Raw genomic sequence first — 18,672 nt, 5'->3', positions numbered from 1 at the left:
GGAAAGGTCTTTTTTTTAAATTATAGATATTTTAAGAAAAAATCCATCATATCTTCTTTTAACTCGTAATGCATTTTAACAAAAGTTTTCATTTGATCTTTAAGCAGTACTTGTTTTTCGTGAAATTTTACTTCACTGTTATTATCATATTTTGCTTGAGCTATTTCTCTTTTTTTCATTCGTATTCGATGCCTTAATTCACCCATTACATGTCTCTCTCTTATTATTTTATTCTGAAATACTTCCAATTGAGCCATAACGTCATTTCCAAGATCACGCATAGCTATATGCTCTAGTTTCTCTTCAAAATAATCCATTTCACTTTCTTGAAATTTCAACTCTCTTTTCCATACTTCAAGATTGAAGTTTAAATCACTTAAAAATAATAATTGACTTTCCATACTCTATTTGCTTTTAAATTTTATACAATAAATTTCTAACTTTTTTTTAAAAATTACTCTGACAAAAGTCATAATTAACATTTTTAAGTAAAATTTAATTTTAAAAGTACTCTCCTATAAAGATATAAAAAAAGCGTTTTAATTTAATTAAAACGCTTTTTTTATTATTATTAATTTTCGGTATTAGTTATTACCGTTTTCATCTTCATCTTTTTTAGATGTTTTATTCCAAATCTTTATTTCATCTTCTTTATCAACACCTGATAAAACTTCAACATTAATACCATCTGAAATTCCTAACTCAACATCACGTTTTTCAAATTCCTGATCTCCCGTTTTTACTTCAACATATGGTGTTTCAGTTTTTTTATCAAATTGCAATAAAGCCTCTTTTATTGAAAGAACACTATCTTTCTTTTCTAAAACTATATCAGCATTTGCACTATAACCAGCTCTAACAAAAAATTCATCATCTAAAGTTACATCACCTTTAATTTTAAATTGAACTGCTCCATTTTCTTCAGTTCCCTTTGGAGCAATAAAGTTTAATTTTGCAGGATATTTTTTCTTTTCAATGGCACCTAAAGAAACTTCTAATACCGTTCCATTTTTAATTTTACCAACTTCAGCTTCATCAACTTTACCTTCAAAAATCATTTTTGTCATATCAGCAATAGTAGCAATTGTAGTACCTGCATTAAAAGTATTACTTTCAATTACCTGATTTCCTTTACGTACTGGAATCTCTAAAATTGTACCAGAAATTTCTGCTGTCACATAAGTATTTGCTGTTTTACCCATTCCAGCGGCAGATCCTTTTTGTATGATTTGTAAGTTATTTCTTGCATTACTTAAATCTTGAACAGAGCTATTATAACTTAATTCTGCAGTTTCAAATTCTGAACGAGATTTAACACCCTTTTCAAACAGACCTTTAATTCTATTGTAATTCGTTTTTGCGTTGTCAAAACGTAATTGAGCAGTTTTTACGCTTCCTTGTGCACTGTTTAAACTTTGTATATTAGGCACAACTCTAATTGTTGCAATTAAATCCCCAACTTCTACTTGAGCCCCCTCTTCAACATAAATTTTCTCAATAATTCCTGAAACCTTAGGTTTAATTTCAGCTTCCTCCAAAGGAACTACTTTACCAGTAGCTACAGTTTTTCTAACAATATTTGTTTTAAAAGGTTTTTCCGTTTCATATTGCACAGGTGATTTACTATTCTTAGCTCCAAACCAAGCTAAAACAGCTATAAGTGCGACTGCTATTGTTCCAAAAATTATTTTTTTCTTCATTAGTTATTGATTTTCAGTTTATTGTTCTTTTTATTACTATTATTCTTTTTATTCTTCTCTTAATGCTTCTATAGGCCGAATACTTACTGCTGTGTGAGCTGGAATTAAACCTATTAATGTTCCTAAAACTACTAACGTTACTGCAGCAATAATAATAACCGGAATATCAACCGTTGGATTGGTTAATGCTGCATCAGGTCCTTGACCAATTGTTGCGTCAATTAACATTAAAACTAAACCGCCAAAAATAATACCTAAAGCTCCTGCAATGCTTGTTAGAAATACAGATTCTAAAATTATTTGACGTTTTATTTCCCAAGGTTTTGCACCTAAAGCTCTTCTAATTCCTATTTCTTTGGTCCGTTCTTTAACAGTAATTAATAAAATGTTTCCAATTGCAAAAACTCCAGCTATTAGTGTAGCAATGCCAACAAACCATGTTAAAAATTGCATCCCAGTTAAAAATCCAGTAACCTGAGCTATTCTTTCCCCTAAATTGAAGCTACCAAAAGCTCTTTCATCATTTGGGTGTACTTTATGTAAATTTCTTAATAATAATTTAACATCTGCTTCAATTTGTGAAATATCATATTCCATTTTCCCCGTAATCATCATCCATCCAATGCTATCTCCTCTATTATAAACTTGTTGAAATGTTGTAAAAGGAATATGAATATTTCCTTGAGGTCCACCACTTCCAACTTGTCCTTGTTTATACATTCCAACTACAATATAATTGATATCATTTATTTTTATATAGGTACCTATAGGGTAAACATCTTTATCAAAAAGTTGCTTATAAATTTCCTCTTCAATTACACAAACTTTTTTCTTTTCTTTAATATCATTATCATTTATGAACCTACCATAAACCATATCTTTTTTCTGAACTTTATCTAACTCCGGATAATCTCCAAAAATTCCAAAAGTTCCAGATTTAAAATTATTAATTGCCATTGCTTGGGTTTGGTGACGAGGCACTACAAAATCAAGCCCTTTAATTTCGCTCCTAATATTTTCTAAATCAGACATTTTCAAGGTGAGGCTTTTGCCTTCCTGAAAACCTTTAAAAGGCTTGCTTGTTTGTTGCGCCCAAACAAAAACACTGTTTGTAGCAAAGTTTCCGAATAATTTATTAAAATTATTTTCAACTCCTTTTGCAGCCCCTAATAAAACAACTAATAAAAAAATACCCCACATTACTCCAATTATAGTAATACCAGTACGCATTTTATTCTTTCGAATACTGCTATAAATTTCTTGCCAAGTATCTTTGTCAAATAAAAATTTCATTTTACCTTCTTATCAATTGAATATTAGTTTTATTTATTCTTCCCTTAATGCCTCAATAGGCCTTATACTAACCGCTGTTTGAGCTGGAATAAGCCCAATTAATGTTCCCAGGACAACCAGTGTTAATGCTGCTATTAAAACAATTGGTATATCTACTGTCGGATTTGTTAATGCAGCATCAGGACCTTTTCCTAAAGTAGCATCAATTAACATAAGTATTAGCCCACCAAAAATAATTCCAAACGCGCCTGCAATACTTGTCAAAAAAACAGATTCCAACATTATTTGACGCTTAATTTCCCAAGGTTTTGCTCCTAAAGCACGTCTTATTCCTATTTCCTTTGTTCTTTCTTTTACAGTTATTAATAAGATATTCCCAATTGCAAAAACTCCTGCTATTAGTGTTGCAATTCCAACAAACCATGTTAAAAATTGCATTCCAATTAAAAATCCTGTAATCTTTTTAAACATATCTCCTAAATTAATTCCTCCAAGAGCTCTTTTATCTTCTGGATGAATCTTATGCAAATTCTTTATTATTAATTTTGCGTCTTTTTCAATTTGAACAATACTGCTTTCAGCATTTCCAGTTATAATCATCCAACTTATATTATCTCCCCTATTGTAAACTTGCTGAAATGTAGTAAATGGTATATGAATATTATCCCCCAATCTAATTGTTTGACTTTCCTTAAACAAGCCTACAACCTTATAATTAATTCCATTTATGTTTACTAACTCGCCAATTGGATACTCATCTTTTTCAAAAAGTTGTTTATAAACCTCTTCTTCAATAACACAAACCTTTTTCTTTTCTTTAATATCATTATCATTAATAAACCTTCCATAAATCAAGTCCTTGTTTTGAATTTTATCTAAAACAGGGAAATCTCCTGAAATATTAAAATTTCCTGATTGAAATTTTCTAATTACTAAACCGCCATCCTGACTTCTTGGAGCTATTAATTCCACCCCTTTTACTTCTTGTTTGATCTTTTCTATATCATCTATTTTAAGAGCAACTTGCCTACCTTCCTGGAAACCTTTAAAAGGTTTACTTGTAGATTGCCCCCAAATAAAAACACTATTCGTAGCAAAATCACCAAATAGTTTATTAAAATTATTCTCAACACCCTTTGCTGCACCCAATAAAACAACCAATAAAAAAATACCCCACATTACACCAATAATGGTAATACCAGTACGCGTTTTATTTTTACGAATACTACTATATATTTCTTGCCAGGTATCTTTGTCAAACAAAAATTTCATTGTTTACGGTAATTATTTATTATTCGTCGTTTAGTGCTACAATCGGTTTAATTCTTGCTGCTCTTTTGGCTGGAATATAACCTGCAATTGTACCGGCAATTATAAGTACAATTGTAGCACCCACTACAACATAGGTTTCAACACTTGGATTTAAAATGAAATATTTTTCTAAAGTATCACCCAAAGCTCTTAAAGCAAAAACACCTAACATCAAACCTGAATAACCGGCTAGTGCTGTTACAAAAATTGACTCGAGCATTATCATTCCCACTATTGATTTTGGAGTTGCTCCTAGAGCTTTTCTAATTCCTAATTCTTTTGTACGCTCTTTTACAATATATACCATAATATTACTGATACCTATAATACCTGCAATTAAAGTTCCAATACCAATAAATAGAATAATTACATTTAAAACCATCATAAAGCTTTGAACATCTCTTGTACCTTCAGCATAATTTCTAACTCTAATGGCTCCTTGATCTCTTGGATCTACATTGTGTTTTTCTTTTAATAATTTAGTAAGTAAATTACTAAATGCCAATGCTTGATCTACATCCATTTTTGGATTAAATGTCAATCCAAAATAATCTAATTCATCATTAGGCTTATACATTCCTTGAATTGTTGTAAAAGGCGCATATATAAATCGTTCATCGTTATCTCCTCCTGGATCATTAAAAACGCCAACAACTTTATAAGAAATCCCTTCTATATTTAAATTCTTTCCAAGACCACTTAAATTTCCAAATAAATCCTTTTCAACAAGTCTACCAATTGCAACAACTTTAGAACGTCGTTCTATATCTAAATAAGTTAAAAATCTACCGTCCTGCACTACAGCAGACTCTAATGGCTGATAATCTGGATATACCCCACGAATTGTATAACGATTTTGCTCTCCTTTATAAATAACCTGCATACTCCGTTGAATATTTGGGCTGAAAAATTGAATTTCGTCTTCAAATTTTTCATTCATAAACTTAGCATCATCATTTCTATACTGAATGTTCCTGCCGCTTTGCATCCCTTTATATGGTTTGGTAGTTCTACCTCCATAAACATAAACAGAGTTAACAGCATCACTAGCAAACTGTTTTTCAAAAGTGTGTTTTAAACCATTTCCAACTCCAAATAAAAGGGTAAATAATAAAATAGCAAATGCAATTGTAAACCCCGAAAGTGCTGTTCTTAGTTTGTTTTTTCTTAAGGTTTGGAAAATTTCTTGCCAACGATCTAAATCAAACATAGCTTATGCGTTTACTTTTTTAGCTGTCAATTCATCACTTATAATAACTCCATCTTTTAATCGAACTATTCTATCTGTTTGTTCTGCAATATCCTCTTCATGAGTAATTACAAAAACGGTCATTCCATCGCGATTAATTTCTTTCAACAATTCCATTACAGAAGCAGAAGTAATTGAATCCAACGCCCCCGTAGGCTCATCTGCCAAAATAACTTTTGGTTTAGTAGCTAATGCTCGAGCAACTGCCACACGCTGTTTTTCACCTCCAGAAAGTTCGCTTGGTAAATGGTCAGCTCTATCTTTTAAACCTACTTTTTCTAGATATTGTAATGCGATTTTTTGACGCTCTTTTCTACCCATTCCTTGATAATACAATGGAAGCGAAACATTTTCTACTGCAGTTTTATAGGTTATCAAATTGAACGACTGGAAAATAAATCCTAAAAATTTATTTCTTAAAATTGCTGCTTTCTTTTCGTCTAAATTTTCAATTTTTTGACCATTCAAAAAATAATTTCCTTCATCATGACCATCTAACAGACCAACTATATTTAATAAGGTTGATTTTCCAGATCCTGAAGATCCCATAATAGAAACAAATTCACCTTCTTTAATATGTAAATCTAAACCTTTTAAAACATGTAGAGAATCTTTTCCTATTGGATAGGATTTATGAAGTTTTTCAATCTTTATCATTTGGTTGTTGTTTTAAACGAAAATATAAATTGCTTATGAGAATTCGTATTAATATTTTGTTAAAAGACAGTTAATCTTTAAATATGTAACTTAGCTTTGTGAACAAAAATAAAAACAAATCTATTATATTATTTGATGGTATTTGTAACCTTTGCAATGCATCAGTTTACTTTATCATCAAACACGATAAAAAAGAACAGTTTTTATTTGCCTCACTACAATCAGACGCAGCAAAAGAAATATTGTTACAATACAATTCAAAAAAAATAAAATTTGATTCAATTGTTTTAATTGAAAAGAATGAAATTTACGAAAAATCTACAGCAGCCTTAAGAATTGCCAAAAGTTTATCAGGTGGTTTTAAATTCCTTTATTTGTTTATAATTATCCCCAAATTTATAAGAGATTGGGTTTATAATTACATTGCAAAAAACCGCTATAAATGGTATGGAAAAAAAGAATCTTGCATGATTCCTTCACCAAAACTGATAAATAGATTTATTAATTTATTTTTTTGGATAATAATCATCCCAATCTTTAACTTTTGGTTTGTGGAGCTTCCCTATTGATTTTGCTACCAACATAGAAACTGAAGCATCACCTGTAACATTTACAGTTGTTCTACACATATCTAACGGTCTGTCAATAGCAAATATTAATGCCAAACCAGCTTCCGGGATACCTGCTTGCCCTAAAACAATTACTAACATAACCATTCCTGCTCCTGGCACAGCAGCAGATCCAATACTTGCCAAAGTTGCTGTTACAATTATCCCTAATTGAACTCCTAATGATAAATCCATGCCAAAAGCTTGAGCAATAAAAACTGCAGCCACAGCTTGATATAGACTCGTCCCATCCATATTAATTGTAGCTCCAATAGGTAATACAAAACTACTTACTTCCTCATCTACTCCCAAATGTTCCGTAACTCTTTCCATTGTTACTGGTAAAGTAGCAGCACTGCTACTTGTTGAAAATGCCAATAATTGTGCTGGTGATATTCCCTTTAAGAATGTTGATGGATTTTTTTTGGTTACCATCCAAACAATTGAATTATAAAAAACGATCATTAAAAACAGTCCAAAAATAACAGTAAAAGCATACCAAACTAAAGCTTTAAAAAGATCTATACTTGGAGATTCTACAACCAAGGCTGCCAATAATGCAAAAACACCATAAGGTGCAGCGAGCATTATAAGGTCAATCATTTTTAAAATTACTTCATTAAAACCATCAAAGAATTTTTTAACAGGTTTAGATTTCTTTTCAGGAATTAATATCAAACCAATACCAAAAAATATTGCAAAGAATATAACTTGGAGCATATTTTTATTTTCTGTTGCTGCTCCAAAAATATTATCCGGAACAATATCAACCAATGCCTGAAGCGGCCCACTATCTTTTTGTTTATTTGCTTCTTCCTTATACTTTAGCGCATCTCCACTATAATTTTGAACTAGCTCTAAACGCGTTTCTTCTGTAATTGAATTCCCAGGCTTAATAATATTAACTAATAATAGCCCAATTGAAACGGCAACTATTGTAGTTAATAAATACAAACCAATTGTCCTTCCTCCCATTTTTGAAAGTTTAGAAATATCTTTTAGGTCAGAAACACCTTTAATTAATGACGCTAAAATCAAAGGAACTGCAATAAGTTTTAATGAATTTATAAATATTTTACCAAAAGGTTTAATCCAATCTTGAACAATTTCTTTGCCGCCGTCAAATTGAGTCATTAAAATACCAACACCTACTCCAATTACCATTCCTAATATTATTTGCCAGTGTAATGCTAATTTTTTCATTAAATAATTTTTAAATTCTTGGAAAGATAAAAAATACTGATGAACTTCATTAAATTTTAAGCATAAAAAAAAGCACCTGAAGTGCTTTTTAAAATTTTATACCTTTAATTTATTAAAACTGATACCTAAATGATAAGGCCAAATCTAAATCTGTATCCTTTCCATAATCTCCAATAATTCCAATTTCAGGTCTAAAATCCAGTGAAATTAAAATAGTGCTGTCAAAATTATATTCTATTCCTACATTTCCATCTGCATTTATAAACAATCCATCTTCTTTATCTGTATTTATTCCATTACTATAGCTCCAAGATCCTACTCCTGCACCAAAACCTGCATACCAGTTAAAACCTCCATCAATATTCCATACCCATTGATGAACCCCAGTTAATTTAAACGCATCATAATCTTTATGATTTCTATAACCAAAATCCACCTCTAATCTTTTATCATCATCTAATCTTTTTTGATATGATATTTCGCCTCCAAAACCATCATTATCTCCAAACCTAATCCCTATTGCATTTTCCGAAATTTCCTGAGCATTTGTAAATAAAATTCCACAAAAAACCAACATTGACATTAAAAATATTTTCTTCATAATAAGTTAATTTTTAAATTATACGTTTAAAGGGAAACAAAGTTTATGCCATTAAAATAACAACGTATTTTGTATATTATTATTTTATTGTGACTTGATTATAAATTATGTGTCATAAAAAATGTAATTAAATTATTTTTTTAATTATTTTAGAGAAATTATTAACATAAAAACAAAAAATGGCAGGAATTTTAGATTTATTAAACAGTGACTTAGGAAAAACTCTTATTAGTGGAGCGAGCAAACAATTTGGACAAGATGAAGGAAAAACAACTAGCGCTTTAAACGCTGCATTTCCTTTAATTTTAGGGGCAATGAAAAACAATGCTTCTACTCCAGATGGTGCTTCAGGATTATTAAAAGCATTAGGAAACGATAAGCATAGTGGTGGAATATTAGACAACCTTGGAAGTATCCTAGGTGGAGGTGGTGTAGATCAAAACGTACTTGATGATGGTGCTGGAATTTTAGGACATGTATTTGGAGGTCGCGAGCAAAATGTTGCACAAGCTGTAAGTAAATCTAGTGGTATTGATTTAGATACTGCAATGAATATTTTAAAAGTCGCTGGTCCATTAGTAATGGGTGCTTTGGGTAAAGAAACTCGTCAAAAAGGTGTTGCTGATCAAAATGGAATTGGAGATTTATTAGGTGGAATGCTTGGTGGCGCTTCTAATGAGCAACAAAGTTTAGTTACTAGATTATTAGATGCTGATGGTGACGGAAGTATAATTGATGATGTTGCAGGAATGATTTTAGGTGGTGGAAAAAAGAAAGGTGGTCTTGGCGGATTACTTGGTGGACTTTTCGGAAAATAAGAAAATGCTATTTTAAAAATAAATTTAGGGTCAGGCTAATAAGTTTGACCTTTTTTTATACAATTATTTTAAATGTAAAATATAAATGTATTTTTGCCCTGAAATTATTTTAAATGGAAAAATTAAAACAACGTTGGGGATTAACATCTAACTTTCAAGTAGTATTAATATTAATTGTTTTTTCAATTAATGGTTCTTTTGCAGCTTTTATTGCAAAACCATTAACAATTTTTATTGGTTTAAATCCTGAAACTACAAATCCTTGGTTATTTTGGCCAGTTAGAATTATTTTAATTTTTATAATTTACCAAATAACATTGCCATTGGTTGGTTATTGCTTTGGGCAATTTAAATTCTTTTGGAATTTTTTCACAAAAAAAGTGCTAATAAGAATGGGGATAAAAGGGTTAAATAAAGAAAACTAGTTTTTTTTCTTTCCTTTTTTTATTAAGTATTTGTACACCCAAGTTAAGGTAAATGTTGGTAAAAAATCGGTTCCAAAAAAACCGGCTTCTTCAACAAAAGTAACCAATCCTCCTATTTTTCCTTCTGTACCTTGGTACATTTTATAAATTAAAAATGAAGCGGCCGGAGCCCAGATAACATCGGTAAATTCGCCAACAAACGGAACAACAAAAGAGAGCATTCCAATTCCATCAAACAATAAACCTAGTAATAATAATTTGTATTTTTTTTGCATAAATAAATATATTCTTTCTAAATATATAGCAATTAAAATGCCAACTTTTTTGCTTTATTTTTAAACCTCAATTATAGATTAGATTATTATAAATTATTTTTATCATCTTATGTTGTAAAATGAAAAAATATATAAAATTTACTTGTCATAGCCGCGAAGGCAGGAATCTAAACCCTGTAATTTCGATTGTGACAATCTTACCATGGATTCCTGTTTTCACAAGACTGCCAAATAAAACTACGATGTCATTCCTGCGAAGACATGAATCTATTTACATGTTTATTATTGGATACCTGCCTACGCAGGTATGACAAAACACAATGCAATAATAATACTTGAGATTCTTCTCTATCGATCTGAATGACAACTAAAATATATTACACAACTATTTACAAACTCTGGTAAAGCTATGAAAATACAAATTTTATTGCTTTAATTTGGTTTTATATTTTTTAATGAATTTTTCTAATTTAGGATTTATAACAGCCACACAATAACCTTGAGTTTTATTATTGATGTAATAATTTTGATGGTATTCTTCAGCTTTATAAAACACATCTAAAGCCGTAACTTCAGTTACTATTGGATCATCAAAAACACCTTCTTTTGTTAATGCCTCAATAAAATTTTCAGCTATTTCTTTTTGCTCTAAATTGTGATAAAATATTGCAGATCTATACTGAGTCCCTTTATCATACCCTTGTCTGTTTAACGTTGTTGGGTCATGGGTACTAAAAAAAACATCCAATATTTCCTGATAACTAATTTTTGAAGCATCATATTTTATTTGAATTGCTTCTGCGTGTCCTGTTCTACCTGTTGTAATTTCTCTATAGGTTGGATTTTTAATTGTTCCGCCAGTATACCCAGAAGTTACACTTTCAACACCATCTAAAAGTTGAAAAATAGCTTCGGTACACCAAAAACAACCATTTGCAAAAGTTGCAGTTTCTAATTGAATTGACATATTATTTTTTTTAGTAATAGTTGATTGGGCAAAAATAGTTACTGTAGTTATTGCAAAAACAACTACCGTTAGTATTATTTTCTTCATTTTATAAATTATTTTTAAAATGAGTCGAAATATAGTCTATTTAATTACATACCACTTGGAATTTGTTTTCTTGGAAATTGAATTAAACTTTCTGCGCCGCTTTCACTAACACTAGCAACACCAAATAAATAATTGTCAATTACAATGTTTTTCAATGTGTAATCTGCAGTATTGCCAACAAATCTGCTGTATTGCCATTGAGGTGAGGTTGTATCTCTCCAATATATTTTATACCCAATTATGGCATCATCTTCAATTGGGTCCCATTTTAATCGTGTTGAAGGTTGCACTGCACCAGCAATCATTACATTTTCTGGAGCTGGTGGTGCAGCAGCTATTGAAGCCAATGTTAAACAATTTACCGCAGTTAATTTTGCAGCATAGTCAAAATTTACACCTTCCATAACATCACCATATTTTATGCCATTTTCCACTCTAATATCTTGGTGCTGACGATTGTAATTTTCGTGGGTTTCCATAATTCTAACTCCGGTAAAACCTGCATCGTTAAACGGACGATGATGTCCTCCTCTACCAAAACGATCCAATCTATAAATCATAATTGCATCTAAATTAGTCATATATGCATCTGTTAATTGATCAACTCTACGAGCCAATTGACGAGAAGGCCCATCTACTTCACCTCCATAAAAACGCATACTTGCTTTTTCTCTATCTGTTGTTTCCATAGAAATCGCTTCAGAAAAAACTCTAAAAGTACTATTGTCAATAACACCATCAATTCCTTCAATATTACCAATCATATCATTGTTAAGAACGCCAATTATATTCCAATTATGCTCTTTCGCGTAATTGGCCATAATTTTTCCACCAAACAATCCTTGTTCTTCACCGGACAAGCCAACATAAATTATAGAAACCGGAAATTTGTATTTACTTAAAACTCTTGAAGCCTCAATAGTGCCGGCCATTCCTGTTGCATTGTCATTTGCTCCGGGAGAATCTGAAGTGAAATTATTAGCGTCCGAAACTCTGGAATCTATATCCCCAGACATAATTACATAATGATTTGGATATTTTGTACCTCTTTGAATTGCCAATACATTAACAACTTTTGTATCTGTAATTATTCTTCTTCCATCAGCTTTTACAATATCACCTAAATAACTTACTTCTAAACAATTATTACATGCTGTTGAAACTTCTTCAAAAGCAGATTTTATCCATCTTCTTGCAGCTCCAATTCCTCTATTGTTTGAAACAGTATCAGATAAGGTATGCCTAGTTCCAAAACTCACCAGTTTTTTAATATCATTTTCAATTCTTTGTGCAGATGTTGCAGTTGAAATTTCAGTTAAAATTTTATCTATTTTAGATTGTGAAAAACTTACAGTACTTATCATAAAAAAAAGTACTAAAACAACTTGATAAGAAGATTTCATAATTATTAAATTTTATATATTTTCTATTGTTAATACAACACTCTCCAGCATTTCTTCAGTAAAATCTAAATGCGTTACCATTCTTAATTTACCTTGTCCCATTGAGATTAGTTCGATTCCTGCATCATTCATCCGGCTTATAAAATCATTTTCATTTATTTCATCAATAACATTAAATATGATAATATTGGTTTCAATAGGTTCTACATGTTTTATTAAAGGGCAATTATTTAAGGTAACACCAATAATTTGGGCTCTTGTATGGTCTATGGCAAGTCGATCTATATGGTTATCTAAGGCATAAATACCTGCTGCTGCTAAATAACCTGATTGACGCATAGCACCGCCAAATAATTTACGAACTCTTAATGCTTGTTCTATATGACTTTTTGTACCTAATAATAAAGATCCAATAGGAGCTCCTAGCCCTTTTGACAAGCAAATAGAAATGGTATCAAAAACTTTCCCATATTGCTCTGGGGATTCCTTTTTAGCTACTAAAGCATTAAACAACCTCGCACCATCTAGATGCAATGCTAATTTATTATTAGAGCATATTTTTTTAATTTTTAAAATTTCTTCATAATCCCAACAAGCTCCACCACCTTTATTTGTAGTATTTTCAATTGCAACCAATCGAGAATAAGGCACGTGAATATCAGATCTTCCACCTGAAACGGCTTCTTGTAATTGATTCGCTGTAAAAGTTCCACGCTCCCCATCAATTAAATGCGAAGTTACTCCAGAGTTAAATGCTGCGCCTCCACCTTCAAAATTATAAACATGCGCCCATTTATCGCAAAACATTTTATCTCCTGGATGTGTATGTATTTTTATTCCTGTTTGATTTGCCATTGTTCCAGAAGGAAAAAATAAGGCGTCTTCCATACCAAACATTTCAGCAATTTTACTTTGAAGTTTATTAACCGTTGGATCTGATTTAAAAACATCATCACCAACTTCAGCATTCATCATTGCTTTTAACATTCCCTTCGTTGGCTTTGTAACCGTGTCACTAATTAAATTTATTTGCATCGTTTAAATTAAATTTTATGAATCAAATATAGTAAGTAAAAATAACAACTAAACCATTGCTTTCGTAATTTATATAATATGTATTTAATTAATTTTCATTGTTTAAAAATGAAAGGTTATTTTTGTAATTCTTAAACCTTAATATGATTTCAAACGAACAACTCTATAAATTACAAGAACGCATTGCCAAGTTAAAAACTTACTTAGAAATTGACAAAAAACTAATTGAAGTTTCTAATGAGGAGGAAAAAACTGCAAACCCTGATTTTTGGAACAATCCAAAAGAGGCTGAAATTGTAATGAAACAATTAAGGTCTAAGAAAAAATGGGTTGAAGATTTTAATACCATTGAAAATTACTATGAAGAAACCTCAATTTTATTAGATTTTTTTAATGAAGGCGAAGCAACTGAAAAAGAAGTAGAAAAAGTTTACAATAAAGCCATAGATTTAATTGAAAGCCTGGAATTTAAAAATATGCTTTCTGATGAAGGAGATAATTTAAGTGCCGTTTTACAAGTAACAGCTGGAGCCGGAGGAACAGAAAGTTGTGATTGGGCTCAAATGTTAATGCGTATGTATTTAATGTGGAGCGAAAAGCAAGGTTTTAAGGTGAAAGAATTAAACTTTCAGGCTGGTGATGTAGTTGGTATTAAAACCGTTACAATTGAAATTGAAGGCGAATATGCTTTTGGTTATTTAAAAGGTGAAAATGGCGTGCATCGATTGGTTAGAATTTCACCATTTGATAGCAATGCAAAAAGACATACTTCGTTTGCATCCGTTTATGTATATCCACTTGTAGATGATAGTATAGAAATTGATATAAACCCTGCTGATATTGAAATTATTACTTCGCGCTCAAGTGGTGCAGGTGGACAAAATGTGAACAAAGTAGAAACAAAAGTACAGTTAACACACAAGCCAACTGGTATTCAAATTTCCTGTTCTGAAACGCGTTCACAGCACGAAAACAGAGATAGAGCAATGCAAATGCTAAAATCTCAGTTGTATGAAATTGAATTAAAAAAACAACAGGAAGCAAGAAGTGATATTGAAGCTGGAAAAATGAAAATTGATTTTGGATCACAAATAAGAAATTATGTAATGCATCCTTATAAATTAGTGAAAGACGTTAGAACTTCTTTTGAGACTGGTAATGTTGATGCTGTTATGAATGGAGAAATAGATGCTTTTATTAAAGCATATTTAATGCAACAGGGACAAACCGAAGATAAAAATGAGTTATAATGTCACCTAAAATTAACACTATAATATTTGACCTTGGCGGCGTTTTAGTTGATTGGAAGCCTGAATATTTGTATCTAAAAGTATTTAATGGTGATGAAGAAAAAGTGAAATGGTTTTTAAATACTGTTTGTACTCCAGAATGGAATGCAGAACAAGACGCTGGTAGAACAATTGAAGAAGCAAATGCCATTAAAATTGCAGAATTTCCACAATATGAAAAATTGATTCGTTTGTTTTATTCAGATTGGCCTCAAATGTTTTCTGGACCGATTTTAGAAAATGTTGAACTTTTTAAAAAATTAAAAGCTTCTGGAAATTATAAAATTTATGCGCTAACTAATTGGAGTGCCGAAAAATGGGATAAAGCTTTAGAATTATTTCCTTTTTTTAATGATTTTGACGGAGTTGTAGTTTCGGGGCAAGAAAAGACTAGAAAGCCTTTTCCTGAAATCTATAAAATAATTCTAAACAGGTATAATATCACTCCTGAAAAGGCTCTTTTTATAGATGATAACTTAGATAATATTATTGCTGCAAACAATTTAAAAATACAAGGAATCCATTTTAAAAATGGTAAACAACTCAAAAAAGAACTACAATTTGCACAATTAAAATATTAACCTTTTAAAAATAAAAAATTCCCAATTTAACAACAAACAGTAATTTTTTTCATATAAACAGTTGTATATTAACAATATTTTGTATTTTCGTATTAATTAACAACTAATGTAATGTTAATTTTTTATTGTTAAAAAATGCTATGAATTGTTTAAATAAGTTTTTATATGAGAAGAATTTTATTATTACTAATCATATTACCCCCACTAATAAGTTTTAGTCAGAAAAAAAGCAACCCCACATATACGATTTCAGGAAAAATTATTGATTCATCAACTAAAAAACCATTAGAAGATGCAACAGTTATTTTTAAAAGCATTGATTCTAACACCATAAAGTGTGGAGGAATAACTAATGCCCGAGGAAATTTCAATATTGATGTTGAAGAGGGAACTTATAATGCGTCAGTAACATATATTTCTTACAAAGAAAAAAAAATAAACATATCTACCATTTCTAGAGATTTCAATATTGGAACTATTGCATTAGAAACCGATACAGAATTTTTAGATGCTATAGAAATATTAGGCGAAAAAAAGACAATTGAATTTAAGCCTAATAAAATTGTATTTAATGTTGGCAAAGACCTAATGGCTGCTGGAGGAACAGCTGCCGACATTTTAAATAATATCCCTTCGGTTTCTGTTGACCCAGCAGGTGGAATAACCGTAAGAGGGAAAGGTCAAGTACAAGTATTAATCAATGGTAAAACGTCTTTACTCTCTAAAGAAAGTGCCTTAAAATCTTTGCCAGCCGGTTCTCTGGAAAATATTGAGGTTATTACAAATCCCGGCGCTCAATACAATGCTTCTGCACTTAGCATTATAAATATTATTTTAAAAAAGGGTGTAAATGAAGGATTAAATGCTTCAATTACAGGAACAGGAGGTTATAAAGATTATTATGGCAGTTTAATAACATTAAACCACAAAACACAAAAAACAAACTTTTATACAAACGTTTCTTTTAATAGTAGCAACCCAATTACAACCTCAATTTCAGAAAGTGAATATTTTGAAAACAATACGACTTCTTCATTTTTAAATGAAAATAGTGAATTTAACAGTAAAAATAATACCTTTTATACAACAGTTGGAGCAGACTTTTACCTTTCGAATAGAACTACGCTAACAACAAGTATAAATTATCAAAATTTAAATCAAAAAAGAAATACATTAACAAATTCTGATATTTTTGATCCAAATCAAACACCAACTTCAACAAATAATAGAAATCATATAGGAAAATATGATAATGAAGCGATGGAGTATATTATTAATTTAGAGCACAATTTTAAAAAAGAAGGTCAAAAATTAACTTCTTTTGTACAGTATATAAATGATGTTGATACTTTTAATAATACAATAACAAATTCCAACATAAATTATATAAGTGAAGATTATATTGAGAAAAATAAATTAACTAATACAACTTTTGAATTAAAATTTACAAATCCAATTGGAGAATCATCTGCAATTACCACAGGTTACCAAAGTGAATTTGGTAAAATTCCTTTTGAATATTTAGGAACTAATTTTTCAAACAAAATTGATTATTCAGAAAATATTCATAAGGCCTTTATTGAATATGAATATGAGTTAAGTAATTATTATTTTGGAATTGGATTAAGAACTGAATTAACAAAAAATAGCGTTGATTATAAATCTTTAAATACCAAACAGGATAATAGTTTTAACGATTTTTTTCCAGCTGTATATACAGAATATTCTATTAGTGAAACAAAAAGCATAAGCATAGGTTATGACCGAGGTATTAAAAGACCAGGCTTATTAGATAGACAACCTTTTCAACAAAAATTTAGCGAGACTTCATTCTATAAAGGGAATCCTGAATTAAATCCAATTTATACAGATAACGCAAGTTTATCTTTTACTTATTATGGAAATAAAATTACATTTGCCCCTGCCATTATTTTCACTAGATATACTGATATGATACAGGACGTAACCTATGAAACGGGGGAGCAAATTGAAGGTGTAGACAAAACGATAACGACACCTGTTAACTTAGGAAAAGTTGATTACTATGGAATGAATATTTCAACAATTTATAAACCTAATAAAATCTTAAGTTTTTCCAGTAATATTACAATAATGAATTTTGATCAAACTGGAACATTTGAAACTGTAAATTCAGCAAATGAAACTATTTCTCTAGACTATAATAACGTAAATCTAAATGGCGAATTTAGTTTATTAACACAACTTAAAATCCCTAATTTATTTAACTTCCAAATTAATGCCAAGCATTATCTAATATCTAAAGCTAAATATTCAACAAGAAAAGCATATACTTATGCTAGTGCTGCAATAAACAAAGATTTATTTAATGATAAAGCAACTTTAAGTTTAACTGTCAATGATTTATTTTTATCAAATGACACAAATAGAGACCGGTTTAACCCTAATTATTTTTCAAAAAGTTTAATCGAAAATAAATACAGAACAATTTTACTTTCTTATACATACCGATTTAACCAAAGTAAAAAAGATAGAAAAATTGATTTTGACAGGAAAGAAAATAAACCTATTTACTAATTAGTATGCTCCTTCACAAAAATGGTTATTTTTGTTTAAAATTAAAAAAATGAAAATATATCACAATCCGCGTTGCAGTAAAAGCCGACAAGGTTTAGCCATTTTAGAAGCATCTGAATTAGAATTTGAAACAATTAAATATTTAGACACTCCTGTTTCTAAAAAAGAACTTGAAGAAATTATAAAATTATTGAAAATAGCTCCTATTGATTTGGTTAGAAAAAATGAAGCTTATTGGAAAGAAAACTATAAAGGAAAAACTTTAACCGATGATGCTATTATTAGCGCAATGGTTGAAAATCCAAAACTTATAGAAAGACCAATTGTTATTAATAACGGCAAAGCTGTTATTGGGCGTCCACCTGAAATTATAAAATCAATTTTATAAAATTTAAGCTTTTTTTAACACACAAAAAATGACTTAATTTCTTTTATTCTCATTTAATTTTTCTCAAAAACACAAAACAACTTGCTGACTGCTAAGTTAATAAACGAAATCCGTTTTGGATTTTTTTGTTTAACACATTTAATAATACATTAAACAAACGTTAACACTAGTTAACACTTAAAAAGGTAAATCTAAAGTATATTTGCATCATACTAACTAATAAATC

General features: G+C 30.1%; 19 protein-coding genes. 7 read left to right on the top strand and 12 right to left on the bottom strand.

Annotation, left to right across the window (positions count from 1 at the left end; translation table 11 throughout):
* Window positions 1-20: 20 nt before the first annotated feature.
* The 6 genes from CHB63_RS02340 to CHB63_RS02315 all read right to left on the bottom strand — a co-directional run bounded on the left by CHB63_RS02340 (window position 21) and on the right by CHB63_RS02315 (window position 6,210).
* Window positions 21-401, bottom strand: coding sequence for a hypothetical protein (locus tag CHB63_RS02340; protein ID WP_089376815.1), 381 nt, complete (start codon window positions 399-401; stop codon window positions 21-23).
* Between the two features lie 183 nt (window positions 402-584).
* Entirely contained in the window at window positions 585-1,700 is a 1,116-nt protein-coding gene (locus CHB63_RS02335) for an efflux RND transporter periplasmic adaptor subunit (RefSeq protein ID WP_089376814.1), read from the bottom strand.
* Window positions 1,701-1,748: 48 nt separating this feature from the next.
* Window positions 1,749-2,993, bottom strand: a complete 1,245-nt coding sequence (locus CHB63_RS02330) for an ABC transporter permease (protein WP_089376813.1) — start codon at window positions 2,991-2,993, stop codon at window positions 1,749-1,751.
* 33 nt (window positions 2,994-3,026) lie between these two features.
* Window positions 3,027-4,265 (bottom strand): ABC transporter permease, encoded by a 1,239-nt coding sequence (locus tag CHB63_RS02325; RefSeq protein ID WP_089376812.1) that lies wholly within the window; start codon window positions 4,263-4,265, stop codon window positions 3,027-3,029.
* Window positions 4,266-4,284: 19 nt separating this feature from the next.
* On the bottom strand, window positions 4,285-5,514 hold the full coding sequence (locus CHB63_RS02320) for an ABC transporter permease (RefSeq protein WP_089376811.1): 1,230 nt from the start codon (window positions 5,512-5,514) through the stop codon (window positions 4,285-4,287).
* 3 nt (window positions 5,515-5,517) lie between these two features.
* Window positions 5,518-6,210 (bottom strand): ABC transporter ATP-binding protein, encoded by a 693-nt coding sequence (locus CHB63_RS02315; RefSeq protein WP_089376810.1) that lies wholly within the window; start codon window positions 6,208-6,210, stop codon window positions 5,518-5,520.
* A 98-nt stretch (window positions 6,211-6,308) separates the two neighbouring features.
* On the opposite strand from CHB63_RS02315, the gene CHB63_RS02310 reads away from it, so the two are divergent.
* Window positions 6,309-6,779, top strand: a complete 471-nt coding sequence (locus CHB63_RS02310) for a thiol-disulfide oxidoreductase DCC family protein (protein ID WP_089376809.1) — start codon at window positions 6,309-6,311, stop codon at window positions 6,777-6,779.
* Here CHB63_RS02310 and CHB63_RS02305 read toward each other — a convergent pair.
* Entirely contained in the window at window positions 6,717-8,021 is a 1,305-nt protein-coding gene (locus CHB63_RS02305) for a dicarboxylate/amino acid:cation symporter (RefSeq protein WP_089376808.1), read from the bottom strand. The two genes, CHB63_RS02310 and CHB63_RS02305, sit on opposite strands and share 63 nt — an antisense overlap.
* Before the next feature lie 112 nt (window positions 8,022-8,133).
* The gene (locus tag CHB63_RS02300; protein ID WP_089376807.1) at window positions 8,134-8,622 is read right to left on the bottom strand and encodes a hypothetical protein; all 489 of its coding nucleotides are present in this window, start codon (window positions 8,620-8,622) and stop codon (window positions 8,134-8,136) included.
* Between the two features lie 179 nt (window positions 8,623-8,801).
* On the opposite strand from CHB63_RS02300, the gene CHB63_RS02295 reads away from it, so the two are divergent.
* Window positions 8,802-9,440, top strand: a complete 639-nt coding sequence (locus tag CHB63_RS02295; RefSeq protein ID WP_089376806.1) for a DUF937 domain-containing protein — start codon at window positions 8,802-8,804, stop codon at window positions 9,438-9,440.
* Window positions 9,441-9,553: 113 nt separating this feature from the next.
* A complete protein-coding gene (locus tag CHB63_RS02290) occupies window positions 9,554-9,865 on the top strand; it encodes a DUF6787 family protein (RefSeq protein WP_089376805.1) in 312 nt (103 codons plus the stop codon).
* Here CHB63_RS02290 and CHB63_RS02285 read toward each other — a convergent pair.
* The 4 genes from CHB63_RS02285 to CHB63_RS02270 all read right to left on the bottom strand — a co-directional run bounded on the left by CHB63_RS02285 (window position 9,862) and on the right by CHB63_RS02270 (window position 13,632).
* Complete coding sequence (locus CHB63_RS02285) at window positions 9,862-10,140, bottom strand: hypothetical protein (RefSeq protein ID WP_089376804.1); 279 nt, start codon at window positions 10,138-10,140, stop codon at window positions 9,862-9,864. The two genes, CHB63_RS02290 and CHB63_RS02285, sit on opposite strands and share 4 nt — an antisense overlap.
* Window positions 10,141-10,564: 424 nt before the next feature.
* Entirely contained in the window at window positions 10,565-11,107 is a 543-nt protein-coding gene (msrA, locus tag CHB63_RS02280) for a peptide-methionine (S)-S-oxide reductase MsrA (RefSeq protein ID WP_089377559.1), read from the bottom strand.
* 131 nt (window positions 11,108-11,238) lie between these two features.
* A complete protein-coding gene (locus tag CHB63_RS02275) occupies window positions 11,239-12,597 on the bottom strand; it encodes a M28 family metallopeptidase (protein ID WP_089376803.1) in 1,359 nt (452 codons plus the stop codon).
* Window positions 12,598-12,609: 12 nt separating this feature from the next.
* The gene (locus CHB63_RS02270; protein ID WP_089376802.1) at window positions 12,610-13,632 is read right to left on the bottom strand and encodes a threonine aldolase family protein; all 1,023 of its coding nucleotides are present in this window, start codon (window positions 13,630-13,632) and stop codon (window positions 12,610-12,612) included.
* A 143-nt stretch (window positions 13,633-13,775) separates the two neighbouring features.
* On the opposite strand from CHB63_RS02270, the gene prfB reads away from it, so the two are divergent.
* The 4 genes from prfB (at window position 13,776) to arsC (ending at window position 18,446) form a co-directional block, all read left to right on the top strand.
* Window positions 13,776-14,882: a peptide chain release factor 2 gene (prfB, locus tag CHB63_RS02265; protein ID WP_089376801.1), complete on the top strand. Its 1,107-nt coding sequence runs from the start codon at window positions 13,776-13,778 to the stop codon at window positions 14,880-14,882.
* Window positions 14,882-15,502: an HAD family hydrolase gene (locus tag CHB63_RS02260; protein WP_089376800.1), complete on the top strand. Its 621-nt coding sequence runs from the start codon at window positions 14,882-14,884 to the stop codon at window positions 15,500-15,502. Before prfB ends, CHB63_RS02260 begins: the two co-directional genes overlap by 1 nt.
* A gap of 165 nt (window positions 15,503-15,667) precedes the next feature.
* A complete protein-coding gene (locus tag CHB63_RS02255; RefSeq protein WP_089376799.1) occupies window positions 15,668-18,058 on the top strand; it encodes an outer membrane beta-barrel family protein in 2,391 nt (796 codons plus the stop codon).
* Between the two features lie 49 nt (window positions 18,059-18,107).
* Complete coding sequence (arsC, locus tag CHB63_RS02250) at window positions 18,108-18,446, top strand: arsenate reductase (glutaredoxin) (RefSeq protein WP_089376798.1); 339 nt, start codon at window positions 18,108-18,110, stop codon at window positions 18,444-18,446.
* The last annotated feature ends 226 nt before the right edge of the window (window positions 18,447-18,672 follow it).

It is taken from the genome of Lutibacter flavus, assembly GCF_900188355.1.
In the GTDB taxonomy this organism is placed as follows: Bacteria; Bacteroidota; Bacteroidia; order Flavobacteriales; family Flavobacteriaceae; genus Lutibacter; species Lutibacter flavus.
The sequence above is the reverse complement of the archived record's forward strand: the minus strand, read 5'-3'. Positions and strand labels throughout refer to the sequence as shown.